The sequence below is a fragment of the Bradyrhizobium sp. ISRA464 genome, from assembly GCF_029910095.1.
GTDB lineage: Bacteria > Pseudomonadota > Alphaproteobacteria > Rhizobiales > Xanthobacteraceae > Bradyrhizobium.
In genome coordinates, this window is record NZ_CP094526.1 from 448,164 (window position 1) to 461,373 (window position 13,210).

9 protein-coding genes and 1 pseudogene are annotated in these 13,210 nt (G+C 64.3%); 6 read left to right on the forward strand and 4 right to left on the reverse strand.

The window, feature by feature from the left end; translation table 11 throughout:
- Window positions 1–19: 19 nt before the first annotated feature.
- Entirely contained in the window at window positions 20–889 is an 870-nt protein-coding gene (locus tag MTX19_RS02155; protein ID WP_280982250.1) for a hypothetical protein, read from the reverse strand.
- Between the two features lie 447 nt (window positions 890–1,336).
- Window positions 1,337–2,921, reverse strand: a pseudogene (locus MTX19_RS02160) (ABC-F family ATP-binding cassette domain-containing protein).
- A 333-nt stretch (window positions 2,922–3,254) separates the two neighbouring features.
- Between MTX19_RS02160 and MTX19_RS02165 the strand changes: the two are divergent.
- Genes MTX19_RS02165 through MTX19_RS02180 form a run of 4 tightly spaced genes read left to right on the forward strand, consistent with a single transcriptional unit; the run spans window position 3,255 to window position 8,478 of the window.
- Entirely contained in the window at window positions 3,255–6,164 is a 2,910-nt protein-coding gene (locus tag MTX19_RS02165; RefSeq protein ID WP_280985818.1) for a hypothetical protein, read from the forward strand.
- A gap of 18 nt (window positions 6,165–6,182) precedes the next feature.
- Window positions 6,183–7,217, forward strand: coding sequence for a TAXI family TRAP transporter solute-binding subunit (locus tag MTX19_RS02170; RefSeq protein ID WP_280982253.1), 1,035 nt, complete (start codon window positions 6,183–6,185; stop codon window positions 7,215–7,217).
- A gap of 7 nt (window positions 7,218–7,224) precedes the next feature.
- Window positions 7,225–7,851, forward strand: coding sequence for a hypothetical protein (locus MTX19_RS02175; protein WP_280982254.1), 627 nt, complete (start codon window positions 7,225–7,227; stop codon window positions 7,849–7,851).
- A 60-nt stretch (window positions 7,852–7,911) separates the two neighbouring features.
- Window positions 7,912–8,478: a DsrE family protein gene (locus MTX19_RS02180; protein WP_280982255.1), complete on the forward strand. Its 567-nt coding sequence runs from the start codon at window positions 7,912–7,914 to the stop codon at window positions 8,476–8,478.
- Between the two features lie 143 nt (window positions 8,479–8,621).
- Here the strand turns inward: MTX19_RS02180 and MTX19_RS02185 are convergent, their stop codons facing one another.
- Window positions 8,622–9,941 carry an Hsp70 family protein gene (locus tag MTX19_RS02185; protein WP_280982256.1) on the reverse strand — a complete coding sequence of 440 codons (1,320 nt, stop codon included), beginning with the start codon at window positions 9,939–9,941 and terminating at the stop codon, window positions 8,622–8,624.
- A 227-nt stretch (window positions 9,942–10,168) separates the two neighbouring features.
- Here MTX19_RS02185 and MTX19_RS02190 point away from each other — a divergent pair, with 227 nt between their 5' ends.
- Window positions 10,169–10,918 carry a class I SAM-dependent methyltransferase gene (locus MTX19_RS02190; RefSeq protein ID WP_280982257.1) on the forward strand — a complete coding sequence of 250 codons (750 nt, stop codon included), beginning with the start codon at window positions 10,169–10,171 and terminating at the stop codon, window positions 10,916–10,918.
- A 35-nt stretch (window positions 10,919–10,953) separates the two neighbouring features.
- Here MTX19_RS02190 and MTX19_RS02195 read toward each other — a convergent pair whose 3' ends face one another.
- Window positions 10,954–11,907 carry a LysR family transcriptional regulator gene (locus MTX19_RS02195; protein ID WP_280982258.1) on the reverse strand — a complete coding sequence of 318 codons (954 nt, stop codon included), beginning with the start codon at window positions 11,905–11,907 and terminating at the stop codon, window positions 10,954–10,956.
- A 103-nt stretch (window positions 11,908–12,010) separates the two neighbouring features.
- Here MTX19_RS02195 and MTX19_RS02200 point away from each other — a divergent pair, with 103 nt between their 5' ends.
- The gene (locus MTX19_RS02200) at window positions 12,011–13,192 is read left to right on the forward strand and encodes an MFS transporter (RefSeq protein WP_280982259.1); all 1,182 of its coding nucleotides are present in this window, start codon (window positions 12,011–12,013) and stop codon (window positions 13,190–13,192) included.
- Window positions 13,193–13,210: the final 18 nt, after the last annotated feature.

Consider the following 13,210-nt stretch of genomic DNA (forward strand, 5'->3'; position numbering starts at 1 on the left):
TCGGACGGTGGGGGCGCGCTCAGAAGGGGACTAGGTCGTCCATGTCGAGTCGATAGAGTTTCTTCTCAATGCTCTCCACCAACACTTTCATCATGTCAGCGGTTTCTTGGACGTAGCTTTTTGTGAAGACTTCAAGTCGCTTGCCTTCGCTATCCCAGCCGTTCCGATGCACACAATCGTGGCGATACTCGATCGCTTTGAACAGCCTCTCTTTGTCAGCGCCGAGAAGGTCAAAAAGGTCGACGTTCGCTGCAATGTTGTACAGCGCGCGTACCTTCGGAATATTGTGATAGACGATTGACCGCAGATATAGGAGCACTTCCGAGTGAACGAGTTCCTTGCCTGCTGCTATTTCGGCAAGCGTGAATTTCTTGCTGGACAGGTCCTTATCGGAAGCTAGGAGCTTCTTCAGTGCTTCGGCGTCTTCCGACACGAGATTGATGAGCGTGTCCGAAAGATACGCTTCTAGCGCGCCGACCTGCTGTGCGAAGACCATCCGATTGACAAGGTGAGCACCTTCTCCACCGTGCTCGGCTAGTAATTCACCGGTGTGGTGGTAGGAATCCAAAAATACTGCTCGTGGATTATCTGGCGCGTCGTAGTCAACCCAATCCTCGTCATCGGGGGCATACTGCGCAAGTTCCGCCTCAACCGTTATGTTGCCGAAATCGTCGAGCGTGATGTCACAGCTGCTTACGGTGTTGAAGCAGTGACCATTGAATACGTTCTTGCATTTTGGGCACGCGACCTCCACGGATCCTTCGGAAACGTTGTCAGAAGCACGCTCAGCTTCAAAGCTGGGTTCTGGAACGGCTACCGTGGTGGAGACGTGGCGCTTGCAATTGGGGCAAACAAATCGAGCGATTGTTTCAAAGCGGTGGTTTGTCATTTTTTGTTTGGATCCGCATGACGATATCCGCGAAATTCCCGTCTCTAATGAGTACGCGGGTGCGATCCTTCACGCAAACAGGACGTCGCGGTGAACGCCAAAGCGCTTGCGGCAGATAGGGCTGCGATCAATGTACGCTATTGAACGGCACACGTCAGCTGGGTCTGAAGAGTGCCGCTGGATTTGTGGTCTTTAGCCTTGAGTAGACATCAAGCGCATATGCATCTGTCATTCCAGCAATGTAGTCACAAATCAACCTGCTTCGCATCTCTTCACAGTTGCCGAACGCGCGAATCGCGCGTAGGCGATCGCGCCAGTCATTAGGCAGAAGCTCGCCTTCGACGTCCTTATAAAAGCAGTCAAATAAATCATGAACTATCTGCTTGCCACGATACTCGATCAGTTTTAGCCGAGGGCTCTTTATATGGAGCTCATACGTTAGGTGCTTCAGAACGTCGATCTCAAAGCGAACCTCATCCTCAAAGTCGTACGTGGAGTAACCCCGATCGCCTCGTGGCTCACGACCAGCAGCGCTCCGTCATAGGCGCGCAATCCGGCTTCGACCGCTTCCATGGATTCGATGTCGAGATGGTTGGTCGGCTCGTCGAGGATCAGGAGCGGCGGCGGCGTCGCGCCACCCAGGACGCAGGCGAGGCCGGCGCGGAGCAACTGACCGCCGCTGAGGCGGGAGACGATCTGCAGCGCTGCATCGGCCCGGAACATGAAGCGCGCCAGCGCGGCGCGGCATTCGTTCTCCCCGGCATTCGGATTGATGCGCCGGAAGTTGTCGAGGATGGAGGCCTTGGCATCCAGCAGGCTGACCGTTTGATCGAACATCGCAAAGCGGTTCACGACATGCACCGTGCCGCGCGACGGCAGCAGATCGCCGGTGATGAGCCTGAGTAGTGTCGTCTTGCCCGACCCGTTGGGCCCGACGATCGCGACCCGCTCCGGTCCGACGATGGAGAGTGTGACGTCGCGCAGGATCGGGCTCTCCGCGGTGTAACCGAGATCGGCGGCTTCGATCCGGAGCACCATCCTGCCTGTCGGCAGATCCGTCGGCGGCAATCGCACCGAGAATGGTTGAAGGACTTCGATGCGCTGACGCGCCGCGGTGGCGAGCTGAAGTGCTTGGGCGCGCTTGCGCTCGGCGAGGCGCGCGTTCTCGCCGCCGGTGTCCTCGCTGCGATCCTTGCGCAGGCCGGCGGCGATGCGCGGCATATCGCCCTTTGCGCGCTTCCGCTGGCCCGCGCCGTCCTTGCGCGCCTTCCGTTCAGTCGTTTCTCTTTCCTTGCGGTCGATCTCGGCTACGCGCTTTTCGGCGCTCGCCAGGTCGTGCCGGGCCGCGGCGAGCTCGACCGCCTTGCGGTTGGCTCCAATTGCCGCCGTAGCGTCTCGCTTCCAGCGACGTCAGCTCGACGATCGCATCCATGGTCTCCAGCAGCGCGCGGTCGTGGCTGACAATGATCGCGCCTCGACGCCAGTTGGCGAGCTGGTCGACCACGGCCTTGCGTCCCTCGCGGTCCAGATTGTTCGTGGGCTCGTCCAGCAGCAGAAAGTCGGGGTCTGCGAAAATGAGTGCAGCGAGGCGCGCCCTGGTGGCCTGTCCGCCGGACAGGCTCGCCACGGGCACGTCGAGAACATCGTCAAGTCCGACGCGGCCGAGCGCGGATGCAATGCGGGCGTCCAGCGTCCAGTCGACCTCCGCCAGCTCTTCGGTGGTCGCATTGCCCTGTTCGGCGCGGCGCAGTGCGCCAAGTGCGTGGCGGGCAGCGAACAGATCGATGACGCACTCGTCGTGCTTTACTTGAACCGTCTGGAGAAGCAGTCCGACGCGGCCCCGCACCGAGGCCGTGCCGGATTGTGGTGGACGTTGCCCGGCGATGAGGGCAAGCAGGCTCGTTTTCCCGATGCCGTTGCGGCCGACAAGCCCGGTCCGTTCGGGTCCGAAGCTCAGGTCGATGTTGGAAAGAAGGATCCGGCCGTCAGGCGCGGACAGGGTCAAATTCGAGAGCGTGATGGATGCAGGCATGGTGATGGATGTCCCCGTGGGCAAGGCTGGTGGGCGTTGCTGTCCGGATGAAATCCATGGCCGTCGGCATCCTCTCGGATTGATGATGGAGGTGATCTAGTCGCGTGTTGATTTGGGATCAAGGCCGGAACTGAGTTGCTTCGGCCACCCGGGCTGGCACAGACGCTCGCGTCCCTTCGTCACGCCGCCGCCGTGGGCTAGGGCCGTTCAAATCAGGCCGCTTTTCTGCCGCGCTTACCTAACCCGAAAGGGGTAGGTGAGGGGCCTCCTTGCGAGGGAATGGTATTCGAGTGTCCGAGAGCGCTATCGTGACCCATGAGAGTAGGCCAAGGAATGGGCCAAATCACCATGCCACAGGTGATTGTGGAGGGGGCGGGAAATCCAACAACCGTCATCCTCATCGATGAGGTGCACGCTTGCGGTATCGCAGGCGGCTCGAACAATGGGCAGCTCGCCTGGAGGCCGACGCCGCGCCCGTCTGGATGGGCGCGAGCCGCGCCCCTGTGCATCATCGCAACTCTGCTCGCGTCGACATGGGCATCGCAAGCGCTGGCGTCAGGCGAAGCCTGGCAAGCGCAGATGCGCCCGAGCGACGACAGATCGGTACAGCTGGCACAAGCAACGAGCAGCGAGCCGAACGGGTCGCAGCCGGTCGCCGAGCAGGAGCGCCAGAGAGCGGAGATGCTGGCGCGCGAACTCGCCGTCGTCCGGCACGATCTCGAGATGCTACAGGCGCGGTTGAAAGAGGCGGGCCAAGAATCGGCTCGAGCCAGGCAGGCCGCCGACAGCGAAATCGCAGAATTACGCAAATCCCTGCAGCGGGAGCGCGAGGGCGTCGACCGATCAATGTCGGCGGCGGGGCGCAGCGCTGCCGAGTTGCGCAAATCGATGATGCGCGAACGATCCGAACGGATGGAGCGGGATATTGCCAGAATGCGCGGCAATGCCGACCCGCGGGCCTCGCCGGCAGCCACGGCGAAAGACGAAGCAAGACAGGCGACCGATAGCGGCATGGCAGAGCTAAAGAGATCCCTGCAACAGGAACGCGAGCGAGCCGGCCGGCTGGAGCAGGATCTCGCGGCGGCAAGGCGCGAGGTTGAAGCGCAGACCGCACTGGCGGCGAAGGCACGCGCCGAAGCGGCCGAGGTAAAGCGGGCAGGGGAGAGTAGCGCAGCGGAACTGCAGAAATCTCAGCAAAAGGAGAGCGAAAAGTCTGCGCGGCTGGAGCAGGATCTCGCGGCAGCGCGGCGCGAGGTTGAGACGCAGACCGCACTGGCGGTAAAGGCGCGCGCCGAAGCGGCAGAAGTAAAGCAGGCTGGAGAGAGCGGCGCGGCGGAATTGCAAAAATCCCTGCAAGAGGAGCACGAGAGGGCGGAGCGGCTGGAGCAGGATCTCGCGGCAGCGCGGCGCGAGGTCGAGACGCAGACCGCACTGGTGGTGAAGGCCCGCACCGAAGCGACCGAAGCAAAGCAGGCGGGAGAGAGCGGCACGGCGAAGCTGCAGAAATCCCTGCAAGAGGAGCACGAGAGGGCGGCGCGGCTGGAGCAGGATCTTACGGCAGCGCGGCGGGAGGTCGAGACGCAGACCGCACTGGTGGTGAAGGCCCGCACCGAAGCGACCGAAGCAAAGCAGGCGCGAGAGAGCGACACGGCGGAGCTGCAAAAATCCCTACAAGAAGAGCGCGAGAGAGCGGCGCGGCTGGAGCAGGATCTCGGGGCGGCGCGGCGCGAGGTCGAGACGCAGACCGCACTGGCGGTGAAGGCGCGCGCCGAAGCAACCGAAGTAAAGCAGGGAGAGCGCGGCACGGCGGAGCTGCAGAAATCCCTGCAAGAGGAGCACGAGAGAGCGGCGCGGCTGGAGCAGGATCTTACGGCAGCGCGGCGCGAGGTTGAGACGAAGGCCGCGTTGGCGGCGAAGGCGTACGCCCAAGCCACCGCGGTAAAGCAGGAAGGAGAAGGCGGCACGGCGGAACTGAAAAAATCCCTGCAAGAGGAGCACGAGAGAGCGGCGCGGCTGGAGCAGGATCTCGCGGCAGCGCGGCGCGAGGTTGAGACGAAGGCCGCGTTGGCGGCGAAGGCGTACGCCCAAGCCACCGCGGTAAAGCAGGAAGGAGAAGGCGGCACGGCGGAACTGAAAAAATCCCTGCAAGAGGAGAGCGAGAGAGCGGCGCGGCTGGAGCAGGATCTCGCGGCGGCGCGGCGCGAAGTCGAGACGCAGACCGCACTGGCGGCGAAGGCGCGCGCCGAAGCGACCGAACTGAAGCAGGCAGGAGAGGGCGGCACGGTGGAGCCGCAAAAATCTCAGCGAAAGGAGAGCGAGAGGGTGGCGCGGCTGGAGCAGGATCTCGCGGCAGCGCGGCGCGAGGTCGAGACGCAGGCCGCGTTGGCGGCGAAAGCATACGCCCAGGCGACCGAAGTAAAGCAGGCGGGAGAGAGCGGCACGGCGGAACTGAAAAAATCCCTGCAGAAGGAGAGCGAGAGGGCCGGCCAGCTGGAGCAGGATCTCGCGGCAGCGCGGCGCGAGGTCGAGACGCAGACCGCACTGGCGGTGAAGGCGCGCGCCGAAGCCAGTGAAGCAAAGAAGGTCGGCGAAAGCGGCACGGCGGAACTGCAAAAGTCCTTACAGAAGGAGAGCGAGAGGACGGCGCAGCTCGAGCAGGAGCTTAAAGCCGCTCGGCGCGAAGTTGAGACGCAGACGGCATTAGCAGCCAAGGCGGGTGACGAGACTGCGCGGCTGAAGCAAGGGGCAGAGCAAGGCGCTGCAGAATTGCGCGCGTCGTTGCAGCAGGAGCGCGGGCGGGTCGCGGGGCTGGAGCAGGAACTCGCCCTCGCGCGGAGCACGAAGGACATGCCGGTCGCCGGTCAGGTTGCGCAGGCCAAGCAGGTCGAGACGGACGCGGCAAAGCCGGGCGCAGCAGAAACGGTGGCCGTCGCCAACGCGCGCGGACAGCCTCGGGGGAATCCAAAGGGCGCCCAGGACACGGCAAGATTGGTGGCCCGCGCGAGCGTGTTGCTTGGGCAGGGCGATATCGGCTCGGCGCGGATCGTGCTCGAGCGCGCCGCTGAGAACGGCAATGCTCAGGCGAGTTTCATGCTCGCCGAAACCTACGACCCGCTGATTCTGCCTCAATGGGGAACGTATGGGACGCGCGGCGATGCGCCAAAAGCGCGCGCTCTCTACGCGAAGGCCGAGGCCGGCGGAGTCAAGGAGGCGAAACAGCGGTTCGACGCGCTGCGCCAATAGCACAGAAGGAGCTGATCGATGAACAGGTGTCCTGCAACGCATCCGCTGCTTTTGCTTGCGGCATTGGCTCTGCTCCAGTTCGTTCAGCCGTCCCCCGTGGATGCGCAAACGAAGAACGTCCCGATACATGCCGCGCGGGCAGTGCGGCAGGAGCCGCCAAACCCGAGAGCGGCGATCAACGCCTGGACGGTCGGTCTGGCCGGAGGTCGCATCGAGGGCGCGCCCATTCGTCTTGCCGCAGAGATGGCTCGTGTGGTCGATGACGGTGACAACATGCATGTTCTGCCGGTCGTGACGCGGGGACCCACGGAAAATCTCAACTCGCTGCTCTATCTGCGCGGCATCGACGCGGCGATCATCAATTCCGACGCGCTCGACGAGTACAAGAGCCAGGTCCCGGATATCCAGCACAGGCTTGCCTACGTGCTCAACCTGTTCCCGTCTGAATTGCACGTGTTCGTTCGGCCGGAGATTGCCAGCCTGAACGACCTCGTCGGCAAGAAGGTGAACTTCAATACCCTGGGCACCGCCGCAGCCTATTCGGGGCCGCTCATCTTCAGCCGTCTCGGTCTGGACGTCGAAAAGACGTTCATCCCGCATCAGGTCGCACTGGAGCAGATGCGCAAAGGCGAGATCGCGGCGGTCGTGTTCATTACGTCGAAGCCGGTCGATGCCTTCTTGCGCGGGCGCTGGGATCCTGGCTTCAAGTTTCTGCCGGTCCCATACGGAAGCAAGCTGGAGGACTACTATCTTCCAGCGGCTCTGGATGCGACCGATTATCCAAACCTGATCAGGTCGGGCGAACGCGTGGCGACGATTGCCGTGCCGACAGCGCTTGTCGCCTTCAATTGGCGGACCAATTCGAACCGGTTTGAGCGGGTCGCGCGCTTTGTCGATCATCTGTTCTCACGGATCGACAGGCTGCAGGCGCCCGGTTTCGATCCGAAATGGAAATCGATCAATCTCGCCGCGACCGTTCCCGGGCTTACGCGCTTCCCTGCGGCGCAGGCATGGCTCGATGGCCACACGCGCGCAGCCCGGGCATCGCAATGACAGAGCAATGATCGTGATTGTCCTTCCGATCTCAATCGCACTCGCGGCCGCTATTGTGCTGGCGCAGGGATCGAACGATCTGCTGGGCCAGCTTCGTGCCTGCTCCGCGATGGAGCGCGCGGACCGCCTGGAATGCCTCGATCGGCTGTCCCATGCCGCCGCGCCTCCGGCGATTTCTGCGCCGGAGGACGGCTGGATTGTCAGCCAGACGACGTCGCCGCTGGACTATACGCCGATCGCAACCGCCACGATTTCATCGCGCGAAGCTGCAGCCGGCTCGACTATGCAGCTCTCGATCCGCTGCCGCGGTGGACGCACCGAACTGGCAGTCGCGGGACCTGCCCTGCCTGGCCGCGGCGACGGCTATGTCCTTTCCTACCGCGTGAACGGCGGTCCTCCGGTGCAACTCGCGGGCAATGCGCCGGCATTCGGGGGCGGCATCGCGTTCGCCGGCGATGTGGTCGGGTTGTTGCGATCGCTCCCGGGTGAGGGAGAACTCGACATCCGCCTCCAGCCCCGGATGGGAGCCACCAGAGAAGGAACGTTCTCCCTGACCGGGCTGGAGAAAGTACGGGCGAAGATAGAGGCCGTGTGCAAATGGCCACATGCCGTAGCAAGGCCCAACGACCGATAATGCGCGGAAACTTTCCTCGATAGGAGGCGGACCATGACCAGATTTTTGTATATTGCGAGGATGGCGACGATCGGCGCTATCACTCTTATGGTTACCACGTGGCCGTCTGCTGCGCAGGAAGCCATGCGACCGTTGGCGCTGACGCCGACACTCCATCTCGCCGCGTCGCAGGCGAACGCCAGAACTGCGACGTCGCACGCCGCCGCACAGCTGCACAAGCAGAGAGCTGCGCGCGTCGCGCCGCCCGCTGCGGGGAAAAAGCTGCATCGCCTGGTGCTGCAAGTGAATACCAACGATCCCGCCGCGATGAATCTCGCGCTCAACAACGCAACGAACGTCACGCAATATTACAAGAATCTCGGCGAGAAGGTGGAAATCGAGGTGGTCACGTTCGGGCCCGGCCTGCACATGCTGCGCAACGACACGTCGCCGGTAAAGGCCCGCATCGAGGAGATGGCCTTGAGCACGCCGGAAGTTTCGTTCAAAGCCTGCGGCAATACCCAGGAGAACATGCACAAGGCCGAGAACAGGGACATTCCGATCATTCCGCAGGCGCAAGTGGTCAAGTCGGGTGTCGTGCATGTCATGGAGCTTGAGGAGCAGGGCTGGACCTACGTCAAGCCGTGAGCCGGCGCAGGGCCGGTGCAATCTGGGTGGCAACCATCATGCGGTGACGTGCATTTCAAACCGAGGCGTCTCCCGTAATCCACCGCCGCACTCGCGGCGTTTCGATGCGCCACTATGGCGCGACCCTTCCTATAGCGGTCTTGTTACGCCGCGGCAGCCACCGACCAGCGATCGGGGTCCGGCGTGTGACCGATCAGAGCGAGGCCGCAGGCGATCGATTCGAACTGGTCGGCCGATGTCAGCCGCGCTGCGCCAAAGCGCTCGGCGAACAGGCGCTGCACCGCCGGTACGAATGACGTGCCGCCGGTCAGGAACACCTTCTCCACGTCGGGGGCGGTGATGCCGGCCTTGGCGAGCGCTTCGTCGACCGTCGCTCCGAGCCGTTCGATGTCGTCGGCGATCCAGGCCTCGAAATCGTTGCGCGTGACGGTCGCGCCGATATCGATGCCCTCGCGCGCGAAGCGGAACTCGACGCTGTCGCGCGTTGACAGCGCGACCTTGGTGTCGGACACGGCGCGATAGAGCGCGAAGCCGAGATCGTGGTCGACGATGGTAATGAAATCATGCAGCGGGGCGGGATCGAGCGCGGTGCGCGCGAGCTGCTGCAACTCGCGCAGGTCGCCATTGCCCTTCATCATCGCGAGCTGATGCCAGCGGGCCAGGCTCGAATAATAGTGATTGGGAATCGGAAGCACCTTGTCGAACGAGCGGTAGTTGGTGCCCTTGCCGAGCCGCGGCGAGACGATGTGGTCGACGATGCGGTAGTCGAAGGTGTCGCCGGCGATCCCGACGCCGGCGTGTCCCAGCGGTTCGGCGCGCAGCACGCCGCCCGAGCGCGAGAAGCGCATGACCGAGAAGTCGCTGGTGCCGCCGCCGAAATCGGCGACCAGCACGGTGGCGTCGTGATCGAGGCTGCGCGCGAAGGAGAACGCGGCGCCGACCGGTTCGTAGACATAGCGCGCGTGGCCGGCCCCAAGCCGCTCGAACGCGGCCCTGTAGCGCTGCATCGCGAGCTCGTCATTGGGATTGCCGCCGGCGAACCGCACCGGCCGCCCGACCATGATGGTCGGCGCGCCGAGATCGAAACCGTCGCCGGCATGGCGCGCCAGTGTGCGCAGGAATGCCGCCAGCAGGTCCTCGAACTTGTAGCGCTGCCGGAAGATCTGCGTGGTGTTGAACGCCGAGCTTGCCGCAAACGTCTTGAACGACTGGATGAAGCGGTGAATGGTGCGCCCCTCCAGGAACTGCTCGATCGCCCACGGGCCGCCCTCGGCGCGCGGATGCAGGCCGCTGCCCGGCCGCTCCTCCCAGAAGCACAGCGCCGACACAAAGACATTGTGCGTCCGGCCGCCATGGTCGAAACGGATGGCCTCGACGCGGCCGTCGCCATCGGACAGCGCGACCACGGTGTTGCTGGTGCCGAAATCGACGCCGATCGAGACGGCGGGCGGGGCGCTCGACATGTCATGCTCTGATTGTGATGTGAAAGGGGGCGGACGTTTAGCGGCTTTGGCCGCGCTTGCCAACCCATGCAAGATGCCGATGCCGGCATGGCCAAGCGATTGGGGCTGTGACGCAAAGGTGACGGATGTTGAGCGAGTCTTGAATCGACGCGCGCTTCCCGTTCTGCGCAGGCGCTGCTCTATACCATCAGGTTTCACAGTCCAGCATGGCTCGCAGGAGAAGCGGAATGACACTGAACCCCACGGCTGAAAATTATCGTGTCGCGGTCAACGCTTACGAGACTGGTCGGCCCAGCTATCCGGCTGATATCGTCGCCGCGCTACCGCTTCAGGCCGCACGTTGTGTCGTCGATCTCGGCGCCGGAACCGGCAAGTTCACTCGCCTCCTGCTTCCGCATTTGTCTTCGACCGCCCGCCTGATCGCCGTGGAGCCCGTGCCGGAGATGTCGGCCAGGTTGGCGAAGGAAGCGACGGTCGAGGTCATCAACACGCGCGCCGATGCGATCGGCCTGGAAACGGGAAGTGTCGACCTCGTCACCTGCGCCCAGGCCTTCCATTGGTTCGATAATGAGCCGTCGGTCGCCGAGATCGCGCGGCTGCTGCGTCCGGGCGGAACGCTGGCGTTGGTCTGGAACAACAGGGATGACCGCATGCCGTGGGTCGACGCGTTGTCCCGCATGATCGAACACTACGCGGGAGACACGCCCCGGCAACGGACGGGACGCTGGCGATGGATCTTGATGGATCCGCGCTTCGTGCTCGAGAAGGAAATCGTGCAGGAGCATCCGCATCGGATGCTGCGGCAGGATGTCTTCCAGCGCGTCGCATCGACGAGCTATGTCGCCAATCTTCCGGACGCGGAGAAGGCGGCACTTCGCGACAAGACCGACGCCATCCTACGCGAGGCCGGTCTCGGCGACGCTGATGAGGTGGTGTTTCCCTACGTCACGCACCTCTATTTGTTGAAGCGGGTCTAGACCGGCTCACGATCAGGCGATCGTGCGGTGAATGCTCACCGACCGGGCGCGATCTTCCACTTTCCGTCTGCGCCACGCCGCAGTGCCGGGTCGCCAATGCGGATATGCTTGGCGAGGAAATCGATGAAGGCCCGCACCCGCGCCGGCAACGGGCCGGCGTGACCGACATAGACCGCGTGGATGTCCTCGCGGTCGCCGGGATTGAGGGTCTGCAGCACCGGCACCAGGCGCCCGGCCTCGATGTCGGGGCCGATGTGGAACAGCGCGAGCCGCGCAAGCCCGATGCCGCCGAGCGCAAGCTGGCGCGCGGTCTCGCCATCGCTGGCGCGTGCGACCGGCGGCGGCAGTGCCTCCTCGATCCGCTCACCCCGGCGAAATGGCCAGCCACGGATGCTGCGTGGAAAGGTCCAGCCGATGCCGCGATGGCCGGTGAGGTCGGCCGGCGTCTTCGGCGTGCCGAAGCGGGCAAGATAGGAGGGGGCGGCGACAACAGCCATGCGGCTGGTGCCGAGCTTGCGGGCGATCAGCCGCGAGGCGCCGAGCGGTCCGACGCGGATCGCGACGTCGGCACGCTCCTGCATCAGGTCGACCAGCGTGTCGGTCAGCACGATGTCGAGCGTGATGTCGGGATGCTCGCTCATGAAGCGCGGCAGCAGCGGCATCACATGCAGCGTGCCGAACGGGATGTTGCTGTTGACGGTGAGATGGCCGCGCGGCACGCAGGAGGCGGCTTCGCGTTCGGCCTCCTCGATGTCGGCGAGGATGCGCTGGGCGCGCTGGTAGAAGGCCTGCCCTTCCTCGGTGAGCTGAAGCTTCCGGGTGGTGCGGTTGACGAGCCTTGTGCCGAGCCGCGTCTCGAGCCGGGAGACCAGCTTGCTGACGCCGGAGGGTGTCAGGCGCAGGCTGTTCGCCGCGGCGGTGAAGCCGCCGAGATCGACGACGCGGACGAAGACGTCCATCTCGCCAGAGCGGTTGGTGTCGCGGGCCATATTGAATTCACATCACAAATGATTGGATCGGGGCCATTCTAATCCTTTTGGAACCGGACCGCTATGTCGCATCGCGGAATCCTCATTCGACCCGGAGCGACGCATGCCTGCTGCTGTTCTTGCCCTGACCGCCGGTGCCTTCGGCATCGGCACCACCGAATTCCTTATCATGGGGCTGTTGTTGCAGGTCGCCGCTGACATGCAGGTCTCGGTCTCTGCGGCGGGCCTCCTGATTTCCGGGTACGCGCTCGGCGTGTTCGTCGGCGCGCCGATCCTCACGCTGGCGACGCGGCGAATGCCGCGCAAGGCGGTGCTGCTGGCGCTGATGGCGATCTTCACGCTCGGCAACGCGGCCTGCGCGCTGGCGCCCAACTATGCCCTCTTGATGGCGGCGCGCATCCTCACCTCGCTCGCGCACGGCACCTTCTTCGGAGTCGGCTCGGTGGTGGCGATGAGCCTCGTCGCCGAGGACAAGCGTGCGTCCGCGATCGCCACGATGTTCATCGGCTTGACGGTCGCTACCTTGCTGGGCGTGCCGTTTGGCGCCTGGTTCGGCCTGATGCTCGGATGGCGCGCCGCGTTCTGGGCGGTGGCTGCGATCGGCGTCATCGCCTTCGTCGTGCTCGCCGTGCTGGTCCCCGGCCATGTCGGAGCTAAGGACAAGCCAGCGCCGCTGCGCGAGGAGCTCGCCGTCCTTGGCCGCCCGCAGGTCCTGCTTGGGCTGGCGATGACGGTGTTCGGTTTCGGCGGCCTGTTCGCGGTCTTCACCTATGTGCAGCCCATCCTGACGCGGCTCACGGGATTCTCGGATGCCGCCGTCTCGCCGATCCTGCTGGTATTCGGCGCAGGCCTTGCGATCGGCAACGTCGCGGGCGGGCGGCTTGCCGACAAGGGAGTAGCGCGTGCGCTGCTCGTGACGCTCGGCGGCCTCGCCGTCGTTCTGGTGGTGCTCGCTGCTGTGGTCTCGATCAAGGCGTTGGCCGTGGCGCTGCTGTTCGTACTCGGCATCGCCGCGTTCGCGACCGTCGCGCCGCTGCAGCTTCGCGTGCTCGAAGCCGCCGGCGCGGAAGGGCGGACACTGGCATCGAGCCTCAATATCGCGGCCTTCAATCTCGGCAATGCGCTCGGCGCCTGGGCCGGCGGCGTGACCATCGATCGTGGCCTCGGCCTCGGCGCGCTGCCGCTGGTGGCCGCGGTCATCACCGCGATCGGACTGCTGCTGGCGCTGTGGAGCCTGCGCCTCGATCGTCCCGCCGCTCTGGCGGCGCAGTGCCCGGCGGAATGAACAGGATCAAAGGGAGTC